This is a genomic window from Mesorhizobium sp. Pch-S, from assembly GCF_004136315.1.
Lineage (GTDB): Bacteria > Pseudomonadota > Alphaproteobacteria > Rhizobiales > Rhizobiaceae > Mesorhizobium.
Map to the genome: position 1 here is coordinate 3,247,501 of NZ_CP029562.1, position 25,365 is coordinate 3,272,865.

Annotated in this window: 26 protein-coding genes, 1 tRNA gene and 2 rRNA genes (1 of these 29 only partly in view); 21 read left to right on the top strand and 8 right to left on the bottom strand. The window is 60.6% G+C overall.

Annotation, left to right across the window (positions count from 1 at the left end; genetic code table 11):
* The 3 genes from C1M53_RS15200 to C1M53_RS15210 form a co-directional block, all read left to right on the top strand.
* Positions 1 to 2,245 (top strand): 23S ribosomal RNA (locus C1M53_RS15200); it begins 553 nt to the left of the window's first position.
* A 180-nt stretch (positions 2,246 to 2,425) separates the two neighbouring features.
* Positions 2,426 to 2,540, top strand: a 5S ribosomal RNA gene (gene rrf, locus C1M53_RS15205).
* 133 nt (positions 2,541 to 2,673) lie between these two features.
* Positions 2,674 to 2,750, top strand: a tRNA-Met gene (locus C1M53_RS15210).
* Here the strand turns inward: C1M53_RS15210 and C1M53_RS15215 are convergent.
* The 7 genes from C1M53_RS15215 to C1M53_RS15250 all read right to left on the bottom strand — a co-directional run bounded on the left by C1M53_RS15215 (position 2,707) and on the right by C1M53_RS15250 (position 7,721).
* Entirely contained in the window at positions 2,707 to 4,446 is a 1,740-nt protein-coding gene (locus C1M53_RS15215) for a recombinase family protein (protein WP_348630054.1), read from the bottom strand. The genes C1M53_RS15210 and C1M53_RS15215 overlap by 44 nt on opposite strands.
* A 394-nt stretch (positions 4,447 to 4,840) precedes the next feature.
* Positions 4,841 to 5,038 carry a hypothetical protein gene (locus C1M53_RS15225; RefSeq protein ID WP_129413000.1) on the bottom strand — a complete coding sequence of 66 codons (198 nt, stop codon included), beginning with the start codon at positions 5,036 to 5,038 and terminating at the stop codon, positions 4,841 to 4,843.
* Between the two features lie 11 nt (positions 5,039 to 5,049).
* A complete protein-coding gene (locus C1M53_RS15230; RefSeq protein WP_129413001.1) occupies positions 5,050 to 5,751 on the bottom strand; it encodes an SOS response-associated peptidase in 702 nt (233 codons plus the stop codon).
* An 18-nt stretch (positions 5,752 to 5,769) separates the two neighbouring features.
* Positions 5,770 to 6,429 carry a hypothetical protein gene (locus C1M53_RS15235; RefSeq protein WP_129413002.1) on the bottom strand — a complete coding sequence of 220 codons (660 nt, stop codon included), beginning with the start codon at positions 6,427 to 6,429 and terminating at the stop codon, positions 5,770 to 5,772.
* Positions 6,413 to 6,640, bottom strand: a complete 228-nt coding sequence (locus C1M53_RS15240; protein WP_129413003.1) for a hypothetical protein — start codon at positions 6,638 to 6,640, stop codon at positions 6,413 to 6,415. Before C1M53_RS15240 ends, C1M53_RS15235 begins: the two co-directional genes overlap by 17 nt.
* 19 nt (positions 6,641 to 6,659) lie before the next feature.
* Entirely contained in the window at positions 6,660 to 7,151 is a 492-nt protein-coding gene (locus C1M53_RS15245; RefSeq protein WP_129413004.1) for a hypothetical protein, read from the bottom strand.
* 192 nt (positions 7,152 to 7,343) lie between these two features.
* Positions 7,344 to 7,721, bottom strand: a complete 378-nt coding sequence (locus tag C1M53_RS15250) for a hypothetical protein (RefSeq protein ID WP_129413005.1) — start codon at positions 7,719 to 7,721, stop codon at positions 7,344 to 7,346.
* Between the two features lie 977 nt (positions 7,722 to 8,698).
* Between C1M53_RS15250 and C1M53_RS15260 the strand changes: the two genes are divergently transcribed.
* The 5 genes from C1M53_RS15260 to C1M53_RS15280 all read left to right on the top strand — a co-directional run bounded on the left by C1M53_RS15260 (position 8,699) and on the right by C1M53_RS15280 (position 14,518).
* Complete coding sequence (locus C1M53_RS15260) at positions 8,699 to 9,664, top strand: zincin-like metallopeptidase domain-containing protein (RefSeq protein ID WP_129413007.1); 966 nt, start codon at positions 8,699 to 8,701, stop codon at positions 9,662 to 9,664.
* On the top strand, positions 9,655 to 10,011 hold the full coding sequence (locus tag C1M53_RS15265) for a DUF2958 domain-containing protein (RefSeq protein ID WP_129413008.1): 357 nt from the start codon (positions 9,655 to 9,657) through the stop codon (positions 10,009 to 10,011). Before C1M53_RS15260 ends, C1M53_RS15265 begins: the two co-directional genes overlap by 10 nt.
* 82 nt (positions 10,012 to 10,093) lie before the next feature.
* Positions 10,094 to 12,211, top strand: coding sequence for a ParB/RepB/Spo0J family partition protein (locus C1M53_RS15270; RefSeq protein ID WP_129413009.1), 2,118 nt, complete (start codon positions 10,094 to 10,096; stop codon positions 12,209 to 12,211).
* Between the two features lie 65 nt (positions 12,212 to 12,276).
* Complete coding sequence (locus tag C1M53_RS15275) at positions 12,277 to 13,305, top strand: toprim domain-containing protein (RefSeq protein WP_129413010.1); 1,029 nt, start codon at positions 12,277 to 12,279, stop codon at positions 13,303 to 13,305.
* Between the two features lie 286 nt (positions 13,306 to 13,591).
* On the top strand, positions 13,592 to 14,518 hold the full coding sequence (locus C1M53_RS15280; RefSeq protein ID WP_129413011.1) for a DUF2493 domain-containing protein: 927 nt from the start codon (positions 13,592 to 13,594) through the stop codon (positions 14,516 to 14,518).
* Positions 14,519 to 14,558: 40 nt separating this feature from the next.
* On the opposite strand, the gene C1M53_RS15285 is transcribed toward C1M53_RS15280, so the two are convergent.
* Positions 14,559 to 15,179: a histidine phosphatase family protein gene (locus C1M53_RS15285; RefSeq protein ID WP_129413012.1), complete on the bottom strand. Its 621-nt coding sequence runs from the start codon at positions 15,177 to 15,179 to the stop codon at positions 14,559 to 14,561.
* Between the two features lie 478 nt (positions 15,180 to 15,657).
* Between C1M53_RS15285 and C1M53_RS15295 the strand changes: the two genes are divergently transcribed.
* The 13 genes from C1M53_RS15295 (at position 15,658) to C1M53_RS15355 (ending at position 25,350) form a co-directional block, all read left to right on the top strand.
* Positions 15,658 to 15,984, top strand: a complete 327-nt coding sequence (locus tag C1M53_RS15295) for a DUF736 domain-containing protein (RefSeq protein ID WP_129413014.1) — start codon at positions 15,658 to 15,660, stop codon at positions 15,982 to 15,984.
* Positions 15,985 to 16,167: 183 nt separating this feature from the next.
* Entirely contained in the window at positions 16,168 to 16,428 is a 261-nt protein-coding gene (locus tag C1M53_RS15300) for a DUF2285 domain-containing protein (RefSeq protein ID WP_129413015.1), read from the top strand.
* Positions 16,429 to 16,547: 119 nt separating this feature from the next.
* The gene (locus tag C1M53_RS32130) at positions 16,548 to 16,841 is read left to right on the top strand and encodes a DUF6499 domain-containing protein (RefSeq protein WP_245488559.1); all 294 of its coding nucleotides are present in this window, start codon (positions 16,548 to 16,550) and stop codon (positions 16,839 to 16,841) included.
* A 13-nt stretch (positions 16,842 to 16,854) separates the two neighbouring features.
* Positions 16,855 to 17,310 carry a DUF2285 domain-containing protein gene (locus C1M53_RS15310; protein WP_245488560.1) on the top strand — a complete coding sequence of 152 codons (456 nt, stop codon included), beginning with the start codon at positions 16,855 to 16,857 and terminating at the stop codon, positions 17,308 to 17,310.
* 134 nt (positions 17,311 to 17,444) lie between these two features.
* Positions 17,445 to 17,726: a helix-turn-helix domain-containing protein gene (locus tag C1M53_RS15315; RefSeq protein WP_129413017.1), complete on the top strand. Its 282-nt coding sequence runs from the start codon at positions 17,445 to 17,447 to the stop codon at positions 17,724 to 17,726.
* A 16-nt stretch (positions 17,727 to 17,742) separates the two neighbouring features.
* A complete protein-coding gene (locus C1M53_RS15320) occupies positions 17,743 to 18,780 on the top strand; it encodes a replication initiator protein A (RefSeq protein ID WP_129413018.1) in 1,038 nt (345 codons plus the stop codon).
* Complete coding sequence (locus C1M53_RS15325) at positions 18,777 to 19,280, top strand: DUF2840 domain-containing protein (protein WP_129413019.1); 504 nt, start codon at positions 18,777 to 18,779, stop codon at positions 19,278 to 19,280. Before C1M53_RS15320 ends, C1M53_RS15325 begins: the two co-directional genes overlap by 4 nt.
* Positions 19,277 to 19,819 (top strand): S26 family signal peptidase, encoded by a 543-nt coding sequence (locus C1M53_RS15330; RefSeq protein WP_129413020.1) that lies wholly within the window; start codon positions 19,277 to 19,279, stop codon positions 19,817 to 19,819. Before C1M53_RS15325 ends, C1M53_RS15330 begins: the two co-directional genes overlap by 4 nt.
* 67 nt (positions 19,820 to 19,886) lie before the next feature.
* Positions 19,887 to 20,222, top strand: coding sequence for a DUF736 domain-containing protein (locus C1M53_RS15335; protein WP_129413021.1), 336 nt, complete (start codon positions 19,887 to 19,889; stop codon positions 20,220 to 20,222).
* A gap of 48 nt (positions 20,223 to 20,270) precedes the next feature.
* Positions 20,271 to 20,945 (top strand): lytic transglycosylase domain-containing protein, encoded by a 675-nt coding sequence (locus C1M53_RS15340; RefSeq protein WP_129413022.1) that lies wholly within the window; start codon positions 20,271 to 20,273, stop codon positions 20,943 to 20,945.
* Between the two features lie 234 nt (positions 20,946 to 21,179).
* Complete coding sequence (locus C1M53_RS15345) at positions 21,180 to 22,919, top strand: VirD2 family relaxase/mobilization nuclease (RefSeq protein ID WP_129413023.1); 1,740 nt, start codon at positions 21,180 to 21,182, stop codon at positions 22,917 to 22,919.
* A gap of 23 nt (positions 22,920 to 22,942) precedes the next feature.
* Positions 22,943 to 24,928, top strand: coding sequence for a conjugal transfer protein TraG (locus C1M53_RS15350; protein ID WP_129413024.1), 1,986 nt, complete (start codon positions 22,943 to 22,945; stop codon positions 24,926 to 24,928).
* Between the two features lie 5 nt (positions 24,929 to 24,933).
* The gene (locus C1M53_RS15355) at positions 24,934 to 25,350 is read left to right on the top strand and encodes a CopG family transcriptional regulator (RefSeq protein ID WP_129413025.1); all 417 of its coding nucleotides are present in this window, start codon (positions 24,934 to 24,936) and stop codon (positions 25,348 to 25,350) included.
* Positions 25,351 to 25,365: the final 15 nt, after the last annotated feature.

The following is a 25,365-nucleotide window of genomic DNA, read 5'->3' on the forward strand; positions in this document are numbered from 1 at the left end:
TGAAACCGATTGCCTACAAACAGATGGAGCCCGCAAGGGTGACATCGTACCTTTTGTATAATGGGTCAGCGACTTAGTGTGTCGAGCAAGCTTAAGCCGGTAGGTGTAGGCGCAGCGAAAGCGAGTCTGAACAGGGCGTTCAGTTCGACGCATTAGACCCGAAACCGAGTGATCTAGCCATGAGCAGGTTGAAGGTAGGGTAACACCTACTGGAGGACCGAACCCATAACTGTTGCAATAGTTCGGGATGACTTGTGGCTAGGGGTGAAAGGCCAATCAAACTCGGAAATAGCTGGTTCTCCGCGAAATCTATTTAGGTAGAGCGTCGACCGAATACCCTGGGGGGTAAAGCACTGCATGGGCTAGGGGTCCTCACCGGATTACCAAACCTAAGCAAACTCTGAATACCCAGGAGTACTAGTCGGCAGACACACGGCGGGTGCTAACGTCCGTCGTGAAAAGGGAAACAACCCTGACCTACAGCTAAGGTCCCCAAGTTATGGCTAAGTGGGAAAGGATGTGAGGATCCCAAAACAACCAGGATGTTGGCTTAGAAGCAGCCATCATTTAAAGAAAGCGTAACAGCTCACTGGTCTAAATAAGGGTCTTTGCGCCGAAAATGTAACGGGGCTAAAGCCATACACCGAAGCTTAGGGTTCGCAGCAATGCGAGCGGTAGCGGAGCGTTCTGTAAGCCAGTGAAGCCGTACCCGTGAGGGGCGGTGGAGGTATCAGAAGTGCGAATGCTGACATGAGTAACGTAAGGGGAGTGAGAGACTCCCCCGCCGAAAGACCAAGGGTTCCTGCTTAAAGTTAATCTGAGCAGGGTTAGCCGGCCCCTAAGACGAGGCGGAAACGCGTAGTCGATGGGAACCACGTTAATATTCGTGGGCCTGTGGGTAGTGACGGATTGCACAAGTTGTCCAACCTTATCGGATTGGAAGGGCAGCGGAGCGGTTCCAGGAAATAGCTCCCACTTATAGACCGTACCCGAAACCGACACTGGTGGTCAGGTAGAGTATACCAAGGCGCTTGAGAGAACTATGCTGAAGGAACTCGGCAAATTGCACGCGTAACTTCGGAAGAAGCGTGACCCTTCATTACGCAAGTATTGGAGGGTGGCACAGACCAGGGGGTAGCGACTGTTTATCAAAAACACAGGGCTCTGCGAAGCCGCAAGGCGACGTATAGGGTCTGACGCCTGCCCGGTGCTGGAAGGTTAAGAGGAGGGGTGCAAGCTCTGAATCGAAGCCCCAGTAAACGGCGGCCGTAACTATAACGGTCCTAAGGTAGCGAAATTCCTTGTCGGGTAAGTTCCGACCTGCACGAATGGCGTAACGACTTCCCCGCTGTCTCCAGCATAGACTCAGTGAAATTGAATTCCCCGTGAAGATGCGGGGTTCCTGCGGTTAGACGGAAAGACCCCGTGCACCTTTACTATAGCTTTACATTGGCATTCGTAGTGGCATGTGTAGGATAGGTGGTAGGCTTTGAAGCCAGGGCGCCAGCCTTGGTGGAGCCACCCTTGAAATACCACCCTTATTACTATGGATGTCTAACCGCGGCCCGTTATCCGGGTCCGGGACAATGTATGGTGGGTAGTTTGACTGGGGCGGTCGCCTCCTAAAGAGTAACGGAGGCGCGCGATGGTGGGCTCAGAACGGTCGGAAATCGTTCGCTGAGTGCAATGGCATAAGCCTGCCTGACTGCGAGACTGACAAGTCGAGCAGAGACGAAAGTCGGTCATAGTGATCCGGTGGTCCCGTGTGGAAGGGCCATCGCTCAACGGATAAAAGGTACGCCGGGGATAACAGGCTGATGACCCCCAAGAGTCCATATCGACGGGGTTGTTTGGCACCTCGATGTCGACTCATCGCATCCTGGGGCTGGAGCAGGTCCCAAGGGTATGGCTGTTCGCCATTTAAAGCGGTACGTGAGTTGGGTTCAGAACGTCGTGAGACAGTTCGGTCCCTATCTGCCGTGGGTGTAGGAATATTGAAAGGATCTGTCCCTAGTACGAGAGGACCGGGATGGACGTATCTCTGGTGGACCTGTTGTGGCGCCAGCCGCATAGCAGGGTAGCTATATACGGACGGGATAACCGCTGAAGGCATCTAAGCGGGAAACCCACCTTGAAACGAGTATTCCCTGAGAACCGTGGAAGACGACCACGTTGATAGGCCGGGTGTGGAAGAGCGGCAACGCTTGAAGCTTACCGGTACTAATAGTTCGATCGGCTTGATCGTTCTCATTCCTTATGTCCATCTGACGAAGTCAGATGATCTTTTGCCCTCGCGGCAGTCGGCTTCGCCGACGCCTCCGGGCAGGGCCTCGCAAAGGCTCGGACGCGCAGTCGCGCTTGCGGACTGTCGCCCGACGCGAGGTTGGCACAAAACACAGCTTCTCGATTACGTGCGTTTTGCCGACCTGGTGGTTATGGCGGAGCGGCTGCACCCGATCCCATTCCGAACTCGGCCGTGAAACGCTCCAGCGCCAATGGTACTTCGTCTCAAGACGCGGGAGAGTAGGTCGCTGCCAGGTCTGCTAAACGCACGTAGAACTTCTCTTTACATGTCAAAAGCCCCGCCAAACGGGACTTCGGGGCCGCGAAAGCGGCCTTTTCATTTGGCGAGGTGGAATTCTGGTAAGCGAAAGCTTATCTTTATATGGTTGACGCGGGATGGAGCAGCCCGGTAGCTCGTCAGGCTCATAACCTGAAGGTCGTAGGTTCAAATCCTACTCCCGCAACCATCTTTACTTGCGAAAGCCCCGCCCCTCCGGCGGGGTTTTTCGTTTGTACGGAAAGCGTAAGGATTCCAGCAAGATCGCCCTGGATTTCGATTGCGAGCTGTCCACCCTCTGGCTTTAGAACAATTGCTTCGATGAGGGAGCGGATAGCGTCGGCTGCTTCCATCCGTCTATCTTCAGATTCCTCTTGCAGTGCTTCGTGCAGGTGCTGGATGCGCATCCGGTACTGTTGGGCCATCGCCGGATGCAAGAGGGGCGGGGGCTCGTCGGCCGTAGCGAGAAATGACGTAAGTTCTTCCTTGCGCGCGCGCACCTTGTCACCGCGCGCTTTCACGTCCTGGATGGAAAGCGCATCGCTCAGATAGAGATCCATGAGTTTTTGGACCTCTCTTTCGAGGTTCATGAGTTCGGCTTCAGCCGCAACAATATTGGTGCGGCTTTCCATGCGCAGGCGGTTGGTCTCTTGCGTGTACGCGTCACAGAATTCCGCGAAGAGATCCGGATCCAGCATGCGTGTCCTCAGCGCATTGAGGACACGCGCCTCAAGCTCGTCACGCCGAATGTTCACCCGATTGGCACACGTCCCCTTGTTGCGCGCGTTCGAGCAACCCAACAGCGTGGCCGAGATCGTCGAATAGCCACCGCCACAGTGCGCGCATTTGAGCAAACCCGAGAGAAGATATCTTGGACGTCGCCGGGAACTGATTACAGAGAAAGCGGCACTCCCTGCATGGTCTCCCGCTACGGAGTTCCTCTCTTGCCGCGCCTTCACCGACTGCCACAACGCATCGTCAACGATGCGCAATTCAGGTGTGTCCTGAACGACCCATTCGGATTCGGGATTTGGGCGTGCCTGGCGCTTGCCGGTGTCTGGATCTTTTATGAAGCGCTGACGGTTCCAGACCAGCTTCCCTATATACATCTCGTTGTTGAGAATGCCGTTCCCACGCTTGAGATTGCCGTTGATGGTGCTGAAACCCCAGTCTCCGCCGGACGGTGCTTTGATCCCTTCGCGATTGAGCGCGGCAGAAATCGCCTTTGCGGATTTCCCCGTGGAATAGTCCTGGAAAATCCTCCGGACCACGTTCGCTTCGAACTCGTTGATGCATCGATCTCCGCGGACTGGTTCGCCGTTTGCATCGTATTTCCTCACGACGTCGTAGCCGTAAGAATTCCCGCCGCCGGATTTACCCGCTTCGATGCGTCCGCGCTGGCCGCGTCGCGTCTTGTCGGCCAAGTCCTTGAGGAATAGCGCATTCATCGTGCCCTTAAGGCCGACGTGGAGGTGGGTGACTTCACCCTCCGATAACGTGACGATCTTCACGTCCATGTAGGACATGCGCTTGAAAATGCCCGCGATGTCCTCCTGGTCGCGCGAGAGACGATCCATCGCTTCGGCGAGGATGACGTTGAAGCGACCGCGCGTTCCATCAAGGATCAGCGACTGAATGCCTGGCCGAAGCAGAGAGGCCCCGGAAATCGCGTGATCCGTATACTCTTCAACGACTTGCCATCCCTGCTTTTCGGCGTGCAACCGGCACAGCCTCAATTGGTCAGCGATGGAAGCGTCACGTTGGTTGTCCGAGGAGTAGCGAGCGTAAATAGCGGCTTTCAACGGACTTCTCCTGTCTTCAGGAGTTCTTTGACCTGGGCGTCGGCTTTTGTGTCTCGAAATTCTGACGCGCCAGTTGTCTGCCAAGCAGCCGGGCCAATTTTACAAGACGGGGGTCTGGTTCGCCCCGCGGTTTGAAGGCGAGTTCCTGCGTTTCGCCTAGCATTGTTTCGAGCAACAGCTCGCGCTCGGCTTGCGAGATTGCCCGCAGTCTGTGGACTCTGTGACCCATGGGTACGAGGTTTCACAGAAAACAGCCCGCGCACAATGCGAATATCGAGCCTGCTGCCGGCGTCATACGAGGCTGCATAGCGTGCACCGAAGTACATGTGCGCGCGGGCGGATGCCATATCGTAGTGAAATAACCTATGGAAGCTGCTGCAGGACAGGGCCATGAAAGCTCCGAAAGCTGTGCCGTGTTACGCTCAGGATAGTAGCGCGTCTCGCCATGCCGGCATGGACAATCTAAAGGGTTGGTCGCTCATTGGTAGGCTGGGCGCCGGCCAAACTGAGGGCCCCGATCGCCAAGCTCCTCAAGACGCTCCTGCATCTCGCCGTTCAGTACGATCATTTCTTTCAGTGCCTTCATCACGTCACCGTGGTGTTTGGCGACAAATTCCTCGGCAATGCGCTGCAGCTGAGCTTCTTGCCTCGCATCCAGACGAACGATCCGGTCCATTTTTGAACCTCCTAGAATAGCGATCCCTGTGCTGAGACTTGGGGAAACTTGATTTGCGTCGCGGGTTTGTCGACGACGATCAAGGTGTCATTTGCCGCAGGCCTCTGAAGCCCTTTGGCCTCTGACCAGCCGGCGTTCATCCAGACATTCGCTTCCTCCTCAGTTGCCAGGATGACTGGCATTGCATCCTCGTGGATCGGTTTCACGATGTCGTTGGGGTCGGTCGTAAGAAAACCAAAGAGTTCGAAATCCTGCCGCCCATCTTTTACCTTTTTGACCCCGGACCACTTTGTCCAAACGCCGGCGAAAAAGAACAGCCGACGCTCACCATTGCGAGCAAACCAGAAGTTCCTCTTGATACCTGTGTCGGGATCTTTGTCGCCTTCGTGTGGACTGGGTTCGGCAAAGCTGGTCACGGGAACAAGGCATCTGTTCTCGACGCCCAAAAATTGCTGCCAATAATGCCAGTTCGTTTTCCGGATATTGGTGGTGCCTCGGTCCGCGTTGCCTTTGACGCGCTCGGGTGGTGTTGGCATGCCCCAGGTCAGTCGAGCGAGTTCGCGGTCGCCGTCGACGCCCTTGCGCACCACAGGTGCCAGGTTGTTCGGATAGACGTCGAAGGACGCTTCCAGGTTGCCTGCCAAATCCCGTAACGTCCGCGTCCATTGCAGGATGGCCTGTTGCGATGTCGTGAGATTGTAGAGATTGCACATGCCGGGCGGCTCCTCGGTCTAGGTCGCAAAATCATAGGCACAGCCACGCAGGAAGGCGAGGATGAGGGCAGTCGCCTCGTTTTCCCTTGGCTTGGTGCGGTTTTCGCAAGCTGATCGCCACGCGCCTTCGGGGTAGTGGCGAACGCGCGCGTCGAATTCGCTATTCGGCACAATGTGCCATTCCCCCAGTGGGATGTACCAATACAGGAAGTCCTCGACGCTCTCCCTGCAACGTGTAAAGCGCGTCCGCTGGCCAACATCGAGCAGGCAACCGATATCCGCGTCCAGGGACGGTTCCCAACTGCGCACCCGTTCCAGCCGAGCAACAATTTCGGCATAGCGTCTGACGGGTGCTCCCCAGCCTTCCCATCTCCAGACATTGGATTTGCGGGAAACCCGATCTTTTGCGGGATCGAACTGATAGCCCTCGAAGCGGGCCGCGAAAGCATCGGCATCTACCTTCGTTGCGAAGCAGAAGAGGATATACCGCTGGGGATAGCCCGTTGGCTCCTTCTTCATAACCATCCGTCGCCGCGGGGCCTCGCTGAGTGTGCAGGCGAATTCGTGTTTCTCGGCGAACTGGTCCCCGGAGCAAACCTCTGCATGCAATGCGACCTGGTACGGCCACCTGCGATCAATTCCTGCATCCGAAATGATGCCCTTATGTTTGGGAGGCATCTTCTGTTTTCCGTTTGATATAACGCTGGCGTGAGTATCCGGACGATACCTGCAGGCGGGTGTGATGCAGTTCGTGTTCGTGCGCCTCACTTGCGATGAGCAGGGCCAATACTGCTGCACGAGCGCTGCCGGCGGCGGCAATGAACTCGTCGGCTGCCTTCTCCAAATCGAAACGTGTTTCGTCGTCCGGGGCTTTCACCGGGTCATTCATCGTCCAGCTCTCGCTTTGGTTATGCTGCGGCGCAGGAGGTCTGCGTGGCTGGAGCGGTTGCAATCTCCAGCCTGTCGATGGCCGCCAGCATTGCCTGACGAAGCGGTCCGACTGGTCTGCCGTGATCGAACTTGGCCAGGGAGAGAGACGTATGCGCTATCGTCACGTCGGCCATAAGACCGCGAGCAGCAAAATCATCCGTCAGCTGGTCTGTTAGCTGCTCGCATAAAGCGGCGACCCGACGCATGTTTCGGTCGAAATCGCAGTCAGCGTTTGCAATGCTGCGAAGGGCTTCGACAGCGGCCGCGCGGTCAGGTGCCCAGTCCGCCATGTCGATCAGTTGCATGTCGAACTTTCTGATCACCTCGTCGGGCGGATAGACCTTGCTTAGCGAGGCTATTCCAGCTTCCTCGGCATGCAACCAAAGACCTGCCCGCCAGGAATCCTTTTTCCTGAGTTTCCTGTCGTGTTCCTTGAGGCCGCGATCGTCCCATGCCTCGAGGCGATCCATGCCATGGCTCGCCTGATAAGGCGTGACCGAGACCCTCTCGAAGACCTCCGTCGCGGCAAGAAGCGCACGCACAATCTCATCATCCGATGCGCCCGGCATCGTGATCCGCAGTGCCCACATTGGAGCCTCCATGTCGCTGAGGCACGTATAGAACAAAATAAGAACGAAAATGTCAACCAGAGTCTTGACGGTTTAGGAAAATGATCCTTTTTCGGCAGAATGCCGGAGCGGACTCACAAGCAGGGAGATTGGCCCAAGGGGGAGCCTTGGACGCTTCAGCATGCGCACAATGTCGGCCAGGTTCTGAGGGCCAAATGCAACGTCTGCCACATCAAACGGTTCTACAAACCCATCGAGATCAAGGAGATCATGGGCAACGGCACAATCGATGATGTGCGCCGGAAGTTTCGGTGCGAACGATGTCACGAGCTGATTTTGGATGCGGAGTTCTTCTTTCCCGTCGGCGAGGAAGCGATCAAAATGCGCTTCCGAAGGCTGGTCGAAATCAAATGGATTCGACGAATAGTATGGCGCGACGAGTAGAAAGCTCCCTTGTTGAGGATAGCCCACCGGTTTTATGAGTGATGCAGTGAACGTCCCTACCAGGAATTGGCAAGGCGCCTAGGAGGCGGTTAGCGAAGGTCTCTAACCTACCAGTAACAAGCGGGACTTCTGCCTCCGGGACGACTATAGGCACTCCGACCTCCGCAAAGACGGCCATTCCGCATAAGGTCATACGGACAGTCGCAACGTCCGACCATAGGTTGTCTGACGGGCTGCCCGCTCCGCGAGGGCGAACCAGTTGGGGCCGTTACTCGTCGAGAAACAACCTGAGCGGGTTTCGCAGCGGGAGTTGGCTCACTTGCAGATAGGTATCGAGACGCGACCCACCCTGTCGTGCCCTCAAAACGAACGCTGCGCCAATTGCCACGATGGCCAAAGGCTACGACTTGCGAGCCAACTGGCAAAGTCGCGACTTCTTGCGCGGCGGTTGTCGCGTCCTTGCGCAATTTTACTTTTCGCGTGACGAAGAGTCGTTCCTCGGGCTCTGTCCTGGTTGAGGGCGCAGTGTAAAAGGGTAGAGGCGACGCTTCCGGCATTGCCGGTGGCGGTACCACCGGTGTCGCAGCTTTCTGGGCGGTAGCAGACTGTGGTGGTGAAGTGGTCTCGCGACCGCTGCCATACCAGCCCAACGCAATCGCGGCCGCAATCAGCCACCCCAACTTGTTTGACAGTTTGCCCACTTCATCCCGCCCCCACAGAAACACACATCAATCGAATCAAAAAGTCGAGGGCAGATGTAACTAGAGCGATAGCAACGCTGCTTGATAAGCAACGCATTGTGCAATCGTAAGCTGTCAGAACAGACAACTTGATCATGGCCAGCACCACCAAGGTCTCGATACTTCACAACTCGGGTGCGATGGGTTTCGAGCTGCCGACGCGTGAGCCAACCAAAGTGCCAAAGAGGAAGAGTGAGGACCGGATTGCCGTGACGGGTTGGTAGCTGGGAGAGTGGCTCTCGGCGCCCGTCGCGGAGAGCCGCGATGTCCAGGAAAACTGCTCTCGCTCGCGCCGGACAAAACCGGGCGAGCCTGTATGACGAAATCACCGACAAGATCATCGCAGAACTGGAGGCCGGGCGCGTGCCCTGGGTCCAGCCCTGGGGAACACTGGCTGCGAATGCAACTGTCGCCATACCGCGAAACGCCGCTACCGGCAGGCCCTACTCAGGGATCAACGTCTTACTTCTATGGGGCGCCGTCATTGAAAGAGGCTTTTCTGGCCAAAGCTGGCTCACGTTCCGCCAGGCGTTGTCGCTCGGCGGCAATGTTTGCAAAGGTGCGCGCGGCACGACTGTTGTCTATGCGGATCGCTTCGTGCCGGACAACGAGAAGCGCCGTGCTCGTGAGGCAGGCGATGAGGCCCGGGCCGTCCCGTTCCTGAAACGCTTCGTCGTGTTCAATGCAGCACAATGCGAAAACCTGCCGGCCGACATTACAAGTGTCGCGCCGCCGACACCCACCGCCCTGATAGAACCTCGGGTCGAAGCGCTCATCCGTGCCACACGCATCGACTTCCGCATTGGCGGCGACCGCGCGTGCTACATCCCGGCACTCGACTGTGTGCAGGTCCCTCCGCCGCAGGCGTATTTCGAGCCAATCAACTGGCATCGCACCGCGCTCCACGAACTCGGCCACGCGACCGGCCACGCCTCCCGCCTGGCACGCGACATGACATGCCAGTTCGGCTCCAGACAGTATGCTTTCGAGGAACTGATTGCGGAGATGACGTCAGCTTTCTGCTGCGCGTCGCTTGGCATCGTGCCCACCGTGCGTCACGCAGACTATATCGGCTCCTGGCTTGATGTCCTGCGCGAAGACAATCGCGCTATCGTGCGCGCTGCGTCGCATGCGAGCAAATCAGCGGACTGGCTCCTCGCTTTCCTTCCCGAAGATCAAGCCGACACCGAAGTTCATTTCAACGCCGGCAGGAGGGTGGCATGTCGCTGATCATGCCCGAACAGCGCACACGCCTGCTTGCCAACGGCTGCATGCGCGACGTGGATCACGTACCGCTGGTCAAACTCTTCAACCCTCTCGGCCTGGGCGTCTGGCTGGTGACCGAACTCGACACGGATGACGATACGCTGTTTGGCCTGGCCGATCTTGGCGAACCCGAATTAGGCTCGTTCAGCCTTGCCGAAATCAGCGCGGTCCGCCTGCCTTTCGGTCTGGGTATTGAACGTGATCTCACCTTCGCGAGCGCCTTTCCGTTGTCGGTCTGGACGGAGGTATCACGTCGCACCGGCAGCATCCGCGCAGCCGAGCAACTGCTGAAGACGTTGGGGTCTGCCTGAAGAGTCAGAGCCGGGATGGTCTTTTGTGACGGGTAGGAGGTCGAGAGAGAGGCTCTCGGCCGCCCGTCGCGGAGTAACCCCGATGGCTGCTGGAAATAAGAAAATAACCTTGTCGTCCGCGCGCGACATTCCCTTCGACAAGCTGGTTCTGAGCCAGTCCAATGTCCGCCGGATAAAGGCCGGGATTTCGATCGACGATCTGGCGGCGTCGATCGCCAGGCGTGGACTCATCCAGAGCCTGAGCGTCACTGCCGTGGTCGACGACCAGGGCCAGCCGACCGGCATGTTCGAGATTCCGGCCGGCGGTCGCCGTTACCGGGCGCTCGAGCTTTTGGTGAAGCAGAAGCGTCTCGCCCGCAATGCGGCTGTGCCCTGTGTCGTTCGCGACTGTGACGGGGCGATCCTTCCCGAAGAAGTTTCACTGGCCGAAAATATCGAACGCGCGCCGTTGCATCCTCTCGACCAGTTTCGCGCGTTCCACCAGATGCGTTGCAAGGGCATGAACGAGGAAGACATCGCGGCCGCGTTTTTTGTCTCGGCCCAGGTGGTCAAGCAGCGCCTTCGCCTCGCTTCGGTCTCGCCAGTGCTTCTTGACGTCTATGCTGAGGACGGCATGACGCTGGAGCAACTCATGGCATTCACCATTTCCAGCGACCATCTTCGCCAGGAAGAGGTCTGGAGTGCGGTCAAGGATGCGTGGTCGAAGGAGCCCTACCAGATCCGGCGCATGCTGACCGAGTCAACGGTGCGCGCGTCTGACAAGCGCGCTGTGTTCTTAGGATTAGAGGCATACGAGGCTGCCGGCGGCGTCGTCCTGAATGACTTGTTTCAATCCGACGATGGCGGATGGCTGCAGGATCCGGCCCTGCTTGATCGGCTCGTCGCGGAAAAGCTGCGAGACGTGGCGGCCGAACTGGCCGCTGAAGGCTGGAAGTGGGTGGAGGCGGCTGCCAACTTTCCCTTTGACGTCACGCGCAATCTGCGTGTGCTTCGCGGCGAGCCGCTCGACCTGACGGAGGACGAGCGCGCTGCGGTCGACCTGCTGAACGCCGAGTATCAGCAGTTGGAAGTCGAACACGAGGGCGTTGAAGAACTGCCGGACGATGTCGACCAGCGGCTCGGGCAAATCGAGGCCGAACTCGCCGCCTTCGCGGCCCGGCCAGTTCGCTTTGCACCGCAAGACATCGAGCGCGCGGGCGTTTTTGTCACAATTGCCCATAATGGCGCGCTTGATATCCAGCGTGGCTACGTCAGGCCCGAGGATGACGCGGCGCCGGAAGTCGACGAACTGACGGACACGGACGAAGACGGAGAACACCCTGGGCAAAGTGCTCAGGGCGCTGTCATCACGATTGATGGGCAGGCCAGCCAAAGCGAGGATGAGGATGAGAGGATCAAACCGCTTCCGGATCGTCTGCTCACCGAGTTGACAGCTCATCGCACGCTGGCGCTTCGCAATGCGGTCGCCGGCAATCCCCAGGTCGCCCTGACGGCGCTTCTGCACAAGCTGGTCTGCGATACGTTTCTGCATCGCAGTCATTGCGGCTCGCTCGACGTGACCGTCCGGCATGTGTTCTTCCCGTTCCAGGATGAAACCTTGAAGGACAGCGCTGCCGCCTGCGCGCGGCATGAACGTGACGAGAACTGGGCCAACGACATCCCCGATGACGACGATGCGCTGTGGCAATGGCTTGCCGGTCTGGACGATGCCCGGCGAATGGCCCTGCTTGCCCACTGCGTCAGTGATGGCGTCAATGCGCTTTACGAAAAGCCCAATCCCTATGGCGCCCAGGGCCTGTCGCAGAGCGGGCTTGAAAGACGGCTCCGTCAGGCAGATCGTCTGGCGCGCGAGACCGGTCTGGACATGGCCGAAGCCGGCTGGCGGGCTTCTGTCGGCAACTATCTCGGCCGCGTGAGCAAAGCGCGAATCCTTGAGGCCGTACGCGAAGCCTCGGGCGAGCAGGCCGTGCAGCGCCTAAGTCACCTGAAGAAAGCCGACATGGCCGAGGAAGCCGAACGGCTGCTTGCTGCCTCGGGTTGGCTGCCAGAGCCACTGCGTACACCACGCGAAGCCTCCGAGGTCGCTTGCCAGTCCTCTATCGACGAAGTCGGGGAAACGGCGGCCAGGGGCGATAAATCGGCTCTGGGCGATACCGACAACTTGGAAGACGATCCCGCTCACGCGATCGCCGCCGAATGAGCCACCGGCACTTGCAAGACGCGCCCGCCGGTGACGGCGGGCGTTTGCATGCAATGGAGGCAATCATGGCTGACACGCCGCATGAACTGGCATGCCGCCTTGCAGAAAAAGCGGAAGCGGTGTGCCGGCACTATCTTTCGAATGGTCGTCGTGTCGGGCGCTACTGGCTGGTGGGCGACGTGCGCAACGTCCCCGGGCGGTCAATGTACGTGCGCCTTGTCGCGTCGCCCCGGACGCCTGCTGGAAAATGGGTCGACGCCGCCACCGGCGAGCATGGCGATCTCCTCGATGTGATCCGGGAAAACTGTGGCTTTGCCGCTTTCAAAGACGTCGCCAACGAGGCCCGGAGTTTTCTGGGCACCCCAAATTCTGCGGCCGCACCGACGGCAAGCCGGATGATTGCGGTGGCACGTGACACGGCATCTTCGGCCTGTCGTCTGTTCAAGCTATCGCAGCCGATCGTCGGTACGCTTGCTCACGCCTATCTTCAGCGTCGCGGCATAACGCAGTTGTTAGGGACTGCCAGCCTTCGTTTCCATCCGCGCTGCTATCACCGTCCTGAGGACGGCCGGAACGAGACGTGGCCAGCGATGATTGCTGCGGTCACCAATCTCGATGGCGATATCACCGGTGTCCATCGCACCTGGCTCGATCCGCATGGCCTCGGCAAGGCCCCGCTCGACACACCGCGTCGGGCGATGGGAGACCTGCTTGGCAATGCGGTACGCTTCGGCACCGGTTGCGAGATCATGGCCGCCGGGGAGGGCATCGAAACCGTACTTTCGGTCTGTCAGGTCCTCGCCGATATGCCTGCGCTGGCAGCGCTCTCTGCAGCGCATCTCGCAGCCATCCTGTTTCCCGACACGCTGCGGCGGCTCTACATCCTTCGCGATAACGACCCTGCCGGCGACAACGCACGCGATCGCCTGCTCGAACGGGCCAGCGGGGCCGGAATTGAGGCAATCGTCCTGTCACCTTGCCTCTTCGATTTCAACGAAGACCTTTGCAATCTCGGTCTTGAAGCCTTGCGCCGTCACATCAGCAGTCAGATCGCGCCCGCAGATAGCGTCCGCTTCCTGTCGCTGGCACGGTGAGCTGGCGGTTCGAAGTGGAAGGCGGAATCGCCTTGTGTGGACCAATCCATCTCGATTAGGCCCTGCCTCCCGTTCTTGAAGAGACGCGATGTGCCCACAGACCGACCGGTCCCGCAATGGCTGCGGCCGGCTATTTTCCGTGGCCCTGCGGGCCTTCCACCGCGAAACAAAATAGCCCGCCGCAACCATCCTTCGCCGTGCTTCGGCGGGTGCGTGACCGGTCGGCTTGAGGGCTTCCGCTTCATCAAGACCGCGGCGGTCGCGGTCCAACCGATGGAGTTTCACCATGACGAGCGGTCACGCCAACTTCGAGCCTCCTCATCAATCATCGCCAACCGAGCATGTTCTCAACGAACTCCAACTTCATGGCTACCGGCCATTTGCCGATGAGCCCGACCAGCGACATCTGCCTGACGGCAGCGCAGTCGCAGGTGCCGTCGCGGACATCTTCGACGCCCTGATCGCGACGCTGGCCGACACACGCCTCGAGCCCGATCTGGATGAACTTCTCTGGTCGACCGTCAATCTCTTCCACCGGGCCGCCGAACGGGCCGGCCGCGAACTGGACGACAACGAACGCGCCCAGAGGCGCTCTCAACGGGAACAGGACGGCAGCGAGGTGAAATCAGTCGATCTCGAACGCCTAATCGCGGAGGGTCGTACGCTGATCGAGCGCCAGGATGCATTCGAGCTGATGCGGGATCAAGCCGCCGAGCATTTCGAACGCCATGCGGGCAAACCCTGGTTTCCGCGCAACGGCTCCAAGATCAGTCATCGCGATCTGACTTCCGCCATGATCGACAGTCGCGATTTCCTCATGGCCAGGAGGCGAGCCGAGCAGGAGGTCCTGCTCCCGAACGGGCCGAAGATCATTGTCACCGGTGGCCTCGATTTCAACGATCATCACCTGATCTGGGCAAGGCTCGACCAGGTGAAATCCAGGCACCCGGATATGGTGCTGGTCCATGGCAAATCGCCAAAGGGCGCCGAGAAGATCGCCTCGCTGTGGGCAAGGAACCGCAACGTTCCACAGATTGGATTTGCTCCGGACTGGACCCGGCACGGGCGCGCCGCACCGTTTAAGCGCAACGACGAGATGCTGCAGATCATGCCGAAAGGCGTGTTGCACTTTCCAGGCACCGGCATCAACGACAACCTTGCCGACAAGGCAAGGAAGCTCGGCATCCCGGTCTGGAGGACCGTCGGCGCATGAGCGCCGATAACTGAACAGGCCCGAGATCCGAAGCCGTGGACTATTTCAGATGGGTGGTGTCGGCGAGGCTCACCACCGCCCGGTTGCGCCAATAGCCATCTTGCTGGAGATGCGTGATGCTTCCGGGGCTTGCCCGAAAGCTGACATGTCCACAGGCCTCGATCGGCATCCTGATCCAGGCGGCCACCACAAACGTCAAAGCGAAGCCGTGCGTAACGATGATCTGCGTCTCACAAGGACGCTGCGAAATCTCGCCAACGCACTGAAATACGCGTTCGGCGAGCTCTCGACGGGTCTCTCCGTTGGCAATCCCGCCGCGGTGGTCAAGCCGATCGTCGTCCGGCGGAGGTATTTGGCGTTCATCGAGCCATGTCTGCGGTTTCCCTTCGGCAGATCCGTAGCTCATTTCCCGAAGGTCGCCTGTCAGCTCAAGAGGGCACTGCAGACGAGCGGCGATGATCCCGGCAGTCTGGGACGCGCGAAGCAGATCGGAACTGAAGATTTCCGCGGAGCCCACGCCTACCGAGGATGCCAGATGCTCCGCCACCTTGCTTGCGTCGTCCCGGCCCCGTTGCGTCAAACCGGTATCGTACCAGCCACCGACCTTCCTCTCGATGTGATGAAGCGACTGGGTGTGCGTGATGACAAAGAGGTTCTTCATGAGATTGCGAAGTCCAGATGTGTTCGCAGCCTCTTATCCTGGTCTTGGAACCCTTCCCACCGAATCCCTGTTGTCGACCATCCACGGAGCTAGCGGCGACTTTGTCTCAAAAGCGTGGTGGACGGCGAAGAAGCATTCATGTGCGAATGCGCGAGCGCCAAGCGACGGCAAACTTGCGTGCAGGCCACTGGCGGATGCATGGGCGCCAACGCGTCATCTCCGATGGCAGTCCAACCGCTCCTTTCGGCCTCTTCAATGGCGTGATCTCGCCGAAGCCGGCTGGCGCCTCGACCTCCTGAACGCAACAGCGGCGTCGCACTTTCTTCCCCTGCCGGCTTCGCCGACATTCCTCGCGAGGCAAGAAAGTCCTCCTTGGCTGTCATGCCCCTTTGGGGTGCGTCGTCGTTCGCCTTCGGCCTTCCGATCGCCATCGAGGCCGCAATGGTGCGGGTTCGAACACCAAAAACGGAGACTGACAATGGCCACCATCGGTTCCTTCAAGAAGGCCGGATCGAACGAATTCACCGGCGAAATCGTCACCCTCAGCGTTCGCGCCAAGAACGTGCGCATCGCCCCCGATAGCCGCGCCACCGGCGACAATGCTCCAAGCCACCGGGTCCTGGTCGGACGCGCCGAAATCGGGGCCGCATGGTCCAAGCGCTCCAGCGAGGGCCGCGACTATCTGGGTCTCAAGCTCGACGACCCGAGCTTCAACGCTCCCATCTACGCCAATCTCTTCGATGACGAAGACGGCGATACCTTCTCTCTGATCTGGTCCCGCCCGACGAGCCGCCGGGGCGAGTGAACAAGGACCAGAGGCCCCGACCGAAACGTCGGGGCCTCTTTCAACGCAAGGCATACAGCGGCGATCGCGGCGGCGCCACCGATGCGAAATTCGCATCGGGTGATGCCGAATGTCGCCCATCCAAAAGACGCCGTGCTTCGATAGAATGATGCTTCGGACAATCTGGAAAACCGTGATGATGCGATGACGGCACCGTATGACGATAGCGCCCCAGCCGGGGACGAACTCACGGACTATGACCGGGAGCATGTGAAGCTGTACCTGCGCCTGCTTGATGCCGAGGCCGATGGCGCTGCGTGGCAAGAGGCCGTCAGCCTGCTTTTTGGAATTGACCCCGACCAGGAGCCACAGCGCGCCAGGCAGATGCACTCCAGCCATCTGGAACGTGCCCGCTGGATGACGGAGAAGGGCTACCTGCTGCTGTTGCGGCGTGCGCGCGATTGAGGCTGTCGTTTGCGAGTGATGCTGGACGGACAACACCCGATGTTTCGTCAGGGACTTCCGCCATTTTCACCAACCCGCAATTCTGGCTGATCCGACTTGCAAGGTTGCGAGGCATTGTGGTGAAGCCAGAGACGTCCCAATGGCGAGATCAGCAGAGCTATGACTATGTCGATGCGTTGACGACAGAGGGCCTCGCCTGGGAATATCTTCGACGCTCCCCCGACTATCAAAAACAATACAATACGCTGGTGGCCGAAGGCCTCGACAATGCGCCTTTTGACCTGGCGGCCCAACGGCGCTGGGGGTTGCGATTTCCCGGCGCGACCGGACCTTTCCGCTCTGGCGCAATCGGTATTCTGGTCAAGCGCAGTCGATCCGGCCGTTCTTACTCTTGCTGCGGATTCCGAATTTAGGTCCGGGCATCCGATGCCGCCTCCGGAAATCCGGGCTTATCGCAAGGGCCCGGAAGGCACCTATGCATTTTACGAGGGTGCCGTCCTGACACAACTTGCCCTGTGTCCCGGTGCCGATCCAGACGGTCCGCTTGCGATCCTTGTTCCCTTCGACGCCGACACGCTTGGGCGGATCGAAGCCCTGACACGGTTCTGGCGAGCCTGGCAGCGCCAACCCGTTCCACCCGACACGCGCATCACGGCTCAGCGGCGGCGGCGGTTGCGCCTGGTGCTTCGGGCCGCGGACGGTCGCGACAGCGGCGCAAGCTATCGCGAGATCGCGGTCGCACTCTATGGCGGGCCGCGCGTGGAAGCTGATTCCTGGAAGACTTCGCCGCTCCGGGACACGGTGATCGGGCTGGTGGAAAGCGCTGCGTCACTCATCGCCGGCGGCTATCTTCAGCTTCTCCGTCACCGCCGCCGTCGCTGATGTCGCGCCGTGCGGGGTGGGGATTTTAGTCCGCTCAACTTCCCCATCCCCCTCAGGATTTCCCTACGCCACCTTGGTCGCCACTGGCCGCCGAACGCCGGCAGTCAGCGCTCAAAACACGGAGGCCGAAATCCATGCGATCTGATCTCGCTTTGTTGCCGCCGCGCTATCTGCGCACCAAGGAAGCAGCCGAATTTCTGAGCCTGTCTGCGCGCACGCTCGAAAAACACAGGACCTACGGCACCGGCCCCGACTATCGCAAACTCGGCGGGAGGGTGGTTTACGCCATTGAGGATCTGCAATCCTGGGCAAAGCGCGGCTCCGTCACCTCCACCTCCGATCCTCGCGGTTCGGTCCTGCCGGCAAAACGCCACACGTCGGCGCCGCTTGTGCATGGCGCAAGGCCGTCGCGCTGAACTGCGGAACGTCGACATGCAGCCGGTTTCCCAATTCCGCCATGGGCAATTCGATCCCTTCCGGGCCCTTCCTGGCGAGTTCGCCCCACGCGACGTGCAGGACCTTATGGCCTATCCCTTCTTTTCCCTCTCAAAGTCACATCGCACCGTGCCGATCGAATTCACCACCGGCCGGGTCTCGATCCGCGTCGAGGCAGTCCCCGATCACGGCATGGCGACCATTTGGGATGCCGACATCCTGATCTGGGCCGCAAGCCAGATCGTCGAGGCGCGCGACATGGGCCTGCGCACGTCGCAGCTGATGGCAGCCACGCCGTATGAGATCTTGAAGTTCGTTGGCCGCGGCACCAGCGCGCGCGACTATCAGCGTCTGAAGGCCGCGCTTGACCGGCTGCAGTCGACGACAATCTGCACGTCGATCCGTCAACGCGCCGAGGGCCGGCGTCATCGCTTCTCGTGGCTCAACGAATGGAAGGAGCGAACGGACGCTGATGGCAATGCCGGTGGCATCGAGCTGGTCGTGCCCGATTGGTTCTATCAATCGGTCCTTGATGATGCGCTCGTCCTGACCATCGATCGTCGCTACTTCGCTTTGACCGGCGGCCTCGAACGCTGGCTTTATCGGCATGTGCGCAAGCACGGCGGACGGCAGCGTAACGGCTGGCGGTTCGACTTCCGCCATCTTCACCAGAAGTCGGGTGCCCTGTCTCCGTTCAAGCGTTTTGCCTTCGAGCTTCGCGACATCGTCCGCCGCCAGCCCTTGCCCGGATACACACTGTATCTGGAGGTCGAGCTCGGCGGGCGCATTCTGCTTGCCTTCGAACCGGCATTGCGTCCGGCGAAAACCGGGGAAGGTTTCGTGCCATCGGGAACCCGGCAACACGTGCGATCGGGAACCGCAAGCACGTGCCATCAGGAACCGGACCGACGCCCAAGCGGCTGTCCAGCAAAGGGAATTCGGCCCTCTAACTTAGAGTCTAACGAAGAATCTAACATTCGGCCGCGTGCGGGCAGGCGCACAGCCCGGGTGCAAAGAGAGGGCAGGGAGCCATGACCCTTACCTCCGCCGAGCTCTCGCCGGCGCTCTGCACAGACACACTGACAACCGTCGAACTGACCTGGCTCGGCAAGAAGCAGGAGCAGTGGATCCGTTTCGGCAATCCGGTCAAGGAGCAGATCGTCGATCGGCAGCGCCGCATCGTCTCCTTTCGACCGGATAGCGTCTTTGCCTTGATCCGCTGGGCCGCAAACGACTTCGGTACCACCCTGTCCCGCATCGACATCGTGGTTGCGGTAGCGCGCGGCCGGCCGCTGCAAACGCTGCCGACCGTACGCCCGGGCGCTGAAATCCTGCTGTCGATGGCGAGATGGCCGCAGGTCGAGCTTGTCCTCAAGGCAATCGATGCGATCGAACAGGCCGGCATCGACGCCAGTTCCGTGTCACCCGAGCACTGGCGACACATGCACAACCGGATGACGGCGGGACAGGCGCCACGCAGCTATTCGCCGCGCCAGCATCATGCCTTTCTCTTGCGCAGGCGGGTCACGTCATGAGGGCCGCGGGCATTGTTGTCTTCACCGCTCTGGCAACGATCGCGGTCGCAACCGGCCCATTCGATACTGATCCGCGACTGATCTGGAATGCCTCGGCAAGTGTGCCGGTCGGCTTCTATACGCTCAGTGTCGGCGGCCCTTATCAGTTCGCCGATCTGGTTGCCGTTCGTGTCGACGGACGACTGGCGGACTTCCTTGTGGACCGCGGTTATCTCGGCAGAGACCTTCCGCTGTTGAAACGCATTCTGGCCGTGGGCGGGCAGACAGTCTGCCGGAACGGTTTCGAAGTCGCGATTGAAGGCATCGTGATGGGCAGGGCGCTCGAACACGACCGCGCCGGCCGATCCCTGCCTGTCTGGCAGGGCTGTTGCCGGCTCGCGGCAGATCAGGTTTTCCTGATGAACCAAGCCGTTCCCGACAGTCTGGATGGCCGCTATTTCGGCATGACGCCGATCGACCGGGTCATCGGTCGCGCACTCCCTTTATGGACCGACGAACATGGAAACGGACGCTTCCAGTGGCGTGCGCATGTGCGCTGAGCGCGCGCGGGTGACACCATGGCGTCTGCCCGACAGGCTACCAACCAGCATAGCAAAGGAGATCGACATGACGCAGATCGGAGAATTCACCCGGACCAGCACCGGCTTTTCCGGACGCATTCACACGCTCAGTCTGAAGCTCGACATCGCGGTGGTTGCGACGAGTGAGCCTGATGCCGGCAATGCACCCGCCTACCGCATTCATGCCGGCAGCGAGGAGGGACCGGAGATTGGTGCCGGCTGGCGCCGATCCAACGAAAAGGCCGGCGAATACATTTCGATCCAGCTCGACGATCCGGCCTTTGCGCTGCCCGTTCATGCGAAACTCTTCCGGAACGGCGACGACCAGACGTCCTGGTCCCTGCACTGGTCGCGCCGGCGCATGCACGGCGACAAGGTGTGACCAATGCCACGCCTGACCCAATCCTGCGACCAGCAAGCAGCGGTTCGCATGTCCCTGAAAGGTCGACGGTCATTCCTGCTTTTGCTGTTTGGCCTGTCTGCCTTTGCCGCACCCGCGACGACGATGGCACAGCCGTTGCAGCAACAGCGTTCGTCATTTGCCGAAGCGCATGCGGCGCATATCGCCGAGGCCGCGCAGCGGTTCGGCATTCCGGCACGCTGGATTGGAGCGGTGATGCGCGTCGAAAGCGCCGGAAAGCAGCGTGCGATATCGTCCGCAGGCGCCATGGGTCTGATGCAGATCATGCCGAAAACCTGGGCGATGCTGCGCATTCGTCATGGCCTTGGTTTGGACCCGTTTGCGCCCCGCGACAATATCCTCGCAGGCACGGCTTATCTGCGCGAGATGTATGATCGCTACGGCAGTGTGGACGCCATGCTTGCCGCCTACAATGCAGGGCCCGGGCGCTATGATGAATTTCAGGCGACGGGGCGTCCGCTGCCCACCGCAACGGTCACCTATGTCGCTACCGTCCTTTCCCTTCTCGGCCGCAAATCCATGCTGCTGCGGGCGCAGCGCCGTGCGTCCTCAGAGTCCGACTGGCGTGAGGCAAGCCTCTTCATCCAGGCTTGCGAAAAACATCGTGTCGGCATCAATGCTCGAACGGTCAACGGGATCTTTGCGTCTCCAACCAGTTCCGGTGAGCGTCCATGGAACAGGTGAGTACCGCGCCAAGCCTGGCGTGCTCGTTCGTGTCATCGCGCGCGAGAGAGCGTGGAGGACAGGCAACGACCGAGGGATGGCAGGATAAAAGGGCGCACCGTGCGCTTCGGTTGGGGCGTTGTTTTTGTTGGATTTTTTGTGAATTGCCACAACGTGCGGGGATTTCGCGCACCGTGCGGAGTGAGGCGAAGGCGCTGGATTTCCTGGTCTTTCCGCACGTTGTGGCGTTCTGCCATGTCCGATGACGGCGAGATCCGCATTCGCCCGGGACGCATGCGCTCGACCCGTGCCCAACACGCCAGATCCTTTGTCGCGCAGGTGTTGGCGGCGGCAAGACGGGCCGGTGGCGATGTCTCACGAGCTGCCGGCCAGGCCGGGGGACGACGGCCGCGCTTCGGCCGCGGACAGCGTGCCAGCATCCAGGCAAACCGGCTGGTTTCGTCTCGCAGTCGCGGCGCCGTCATCAAGGCGCGCGTGGTTCGCCATACAGCATCTTCCAGCCCGCTTGCGACGCATCTCGATTATCTTCGCCGCGATGGCGTTACCCGTGACGGCGAGAAGGCCAGGCTGTTTGGACCCCCTGAGGGCGAGGTCGACGGCCGTGCTTTCGCTGGCCGCTGCGCCGACGATCGGCATCATTTCCGCTTCGTTGTTTCGCCCGATGATGCTGTGGAGATGTCGGATCTTCGATCCTTCACACGCGATCTTGTCGGCCAGATGGAAAGGGATCTCCACAGCCGGCTAGACTGGGTCGCCGTCGACCATTGGAACACCGAGCATCCGCATGTGCATCTGATCGTGCGTGGCGTGCGCGATGACGGCCAGGATCTCGTCATCTCCCGTGACTACATCAAGGAGGGGATGCGTGATCGGGCGCGCGACTTCATCACGCAGGAATTGGGACCGCGCACCGACCTCGACATTCGGCGCACTCTCGAAAGGCAGGTGAAGGCTGAGCGGTGGACGCAGCTTGATCGCCAGATTGGCCGCGACGCCGACAGGGCCGGCGTCATCGATCTTGCTCCGCAACGCGGTCTCCAGCCCGATGCGTTTCATGCGTTCAAGCTCGGCCGGTTGCGCGCTCTTGAAATTCTCGGCATCGCCGCGCAGGTCGGACCATCGCAATGGTGTGTCGCGCCGCAGGCGGAGGCAGTCCTTCGCGAGCTGGGCGAACGTGGCGACATCATCAAGCGGATGCATCGTGGCCTCACCGAGCGTGGCATCGAACGCGCCGCATCGTCATACGTGCTTGCGGGCGAGAGCCTCGGCCAACCCATCATCGGCCGTCTGGTTGAAAGGGGGCTGAACGATGAACTGCGCGGCACGTCCTATGCCGTCGTCGACGGCGTCGACGGCCGCGTTCACCACATCCGGTTTCCTCATCTCGATGCGACGGGAGACGCCGCGCCGGGTGCCATTGTCGAACTGCGCATGTTCGAAGACGGGCGCGGAGAGCATCGCCTGGCGCTTGCCGTGCGGTCGGACTTCGATCTGCCGGCACAGGTCACGGCGGTTGGGGCCACCTGGCTGGACCGCCAGGCGGTCGGTCATGTGGTGGCTTCGCTGTCGACGGCGGGCTTTGGTGCCGAGGTCCGCCAAGCGCTCCATGAACGAGCCGACCATCTGATCGGGCAAGGTCTCGCCACGCGGCAGGCGGGGCGCGTCGTCCTTGCCCGCAATCTGATCGAGACGTTGCGCCGCCGCGACCTCGACCAGACCGCCGCAAGGCTGACATCCGAAACGGGCCTGACGTTCAATGGCACGGAGCCAGGCAAATTTGTCGGTGGGACCTACCGCCAGCGTGTCGCGCTCGCGTCGGGGCGCTTTGCCATGCTCGACAATGGTCTCGGCTTTCAGCTGGTACCCTGGTCACCCTCTCTGGAAAAGCAGCTCGGTCGTCACGTCAGCGGCGTCGCGCGCGGTGACGGCGGTGTCGACTGGAGTTTCAACCGCAAACGCGGGTTAGGCCTCTAACACAAGCAGGGAAACGCTTTGTCATGTCGGCCACGAAAATCCTGTGGGGTCAGATCGCAATCACTGTCGCGATCGTGTTGGCGACCACCTGGGGCGCCACGCAATACGTCGCCTGGTGCCTGGGCTTCCAGGCGCAACTGGGGCCGCCATGGTTCGAGCTTGCCGGTTGGCCGATCTACTATCCGCCGGCGTTGTTCTGGTGGTGGTACTTCTACGACGCCTATGCGCCGGATGTTTTCCTGAGAGGCGGATGTATCGCTGTCTCGGGCGGATTTCTTTCAGTTGCGGCGGCGATCGGCATGTCGGTGTGGCGGGCGCGGGAATCGCGGACCGTTGAAACGTACGGCTCCGCGCGCTGGGCCACGAACAAGGAGATCGCGGCGGCGGGCTTGCTTGGTGCCAACGGTGTCGTCCTTGGCCGCCACGGGCAGACCTATCTGCGCCACGATGGGCCCGAACACATTCTGTGCTTCGCGCCGACGCGATCCGGCAAAGGTGTCGGGCTGGTGGTGCCTTCCTTGCTGGCGTGGCCGGGTTCGGCGATCGTTCATGACATCAAGGGTGAGAACTGGCAACTGACCTCGGGATTCAGGGCCAGACATGGCCAGGTGCTGCTGTTTGATCCGACCAATCCGAATTCCGCGGCCTACAACCCGCTGCTGGAGGTGCGTCGCGGCGCATGGGAAGTGCGCGACGTCCAGAACATCGCCGACATTCTGGTCGACCCCGAAGGATCGCTCGAGCGGCGCAATCATTGGGAAAAGACCAGTCACGCACTGCTGGTCGGAGCCATCCTCCACGTGCTCTATGCCGAAGCCGACAAGACGCTTGCCGGCGTTGCCGCATTCCTCTCCGATCCGAGACGTCCGATCGAGGCGACGCTCGCCGCGATGATGAGAACGGCTCACCTTGGCGCGGCGGGTCCGCATCCGGTCATCGCCAGTGCGGCGCGCGAACTGCTCAACAAGTCCGACAACGAACGGTCCGGGGTCCTGTCGACGGCGATGTCGTTCCTTGGTCTCTATCGCGATCCTGTCGTCGCCACCGTCACGCGGCGCTGCGACTGGCGCATCGGCGACATCATCGGTGGCGAACGCCCGACAACGCTCTATCTCGTGGTGCCACCCTCCGATATCAGCCGCACCAAGCCGCTGATCCGGCTGATCCTCAACCAGGTCGGACGCCGCCTTACCGAGGACCTGCATGCCCGTGGCGGTCGCCACCGCCTGCTGCTCATGCTCGACGAGTTTCCGGCGCTGGGTCGTCTCGACTTTTTTGAATCCGCCCTGGCTTTCATGGCCGGCTACGGATTGAAATCCTTTCTCATCGCCCAGTCCCTGAACCAGATCGAGAAAGCCTACGGGGCGAACAATTCGATCCTCGACAACTGCCACGTCCGCATCAGCTTCGCCACCAATGACGAGCGCACCGCCAAACGCGTGTCTGATGCCCTGGGTACGGCCACCGAGATGCGGGCGATGAAAAACTACGCAGGCCATCGCCTGTCGCCCTGGCTGGGACATCTCATGGTTTCGCGCTCGGAAACGGCGCGTCCGCTGCTGACCCCCGGCGAGATCATGCAACTGCCATCCGCCGACGAGATCGTCATGCTCGCGGGGACGCCGCCGATCCGGGCAAAGAAAGTTCGCTACTACGAAGATGCCCGCTTCAGGGAGCGCGTCCTGCCGCCGCCTGCATTGGCCGGCGCAGCGACGGCTTTGCCCGATGACTGGAGTGCGCTGGCGCCGCTTGCTGCGCCCATCGGGCAGGCGAGCGGGACGACATCCACCGAAGACGAGGATTCGACCGGTTCCGAACGGCGCCAGCAACCGGAGCTCGCACGGTTGCCGCCGAGCGAAACGGCAATGCCGATGACCAATGAATTCGAGATCGAAGCGCCCGGCGACCTCGATGACATCGAAGCGGTCCAGAACCGTCGACTTTCGACAATTGGCCAGAACGTTGCCCGGCAGGTCTCGCTCGATCCCGACGACGGCATGGAGTTGTAGGTACCATGCAGCAACGTCCCCGCAAGACGAAGGTCTCCGTCTACCTGGACAGCGATGTCATGGCGATGCTGGCGGACTACGCGTCCCGGCGCAAGCAATCGCTTTCCATGATCGCCGAAGCGGCCGTCGCGTCCTTCCTGTCGCCGGATTCCGACGAGCGGCGGGAGGCTGCGATCGCCAAAAGGCTGGACCAGATCGACCGGCGCCTCAGCCGGCAGGAACGCGATACCGGGATTGCCGTCGAAACGCTGGCCGTGTTCATCCGCTTCTGGCTTGCCACCACCCCGGCATTGCCCGAACCCGCCGCCAATGCCGCGCGCGCCAAGGCCGCGGAACGCTACGAGGCCTTCATCACGGCACTCGGGCGCCGGCTCGCCAAGGGGCCCTTGTTGCGGCAGGAGATCAGCGAAGACGAGGCGTGAAAATATCCTTGCCGC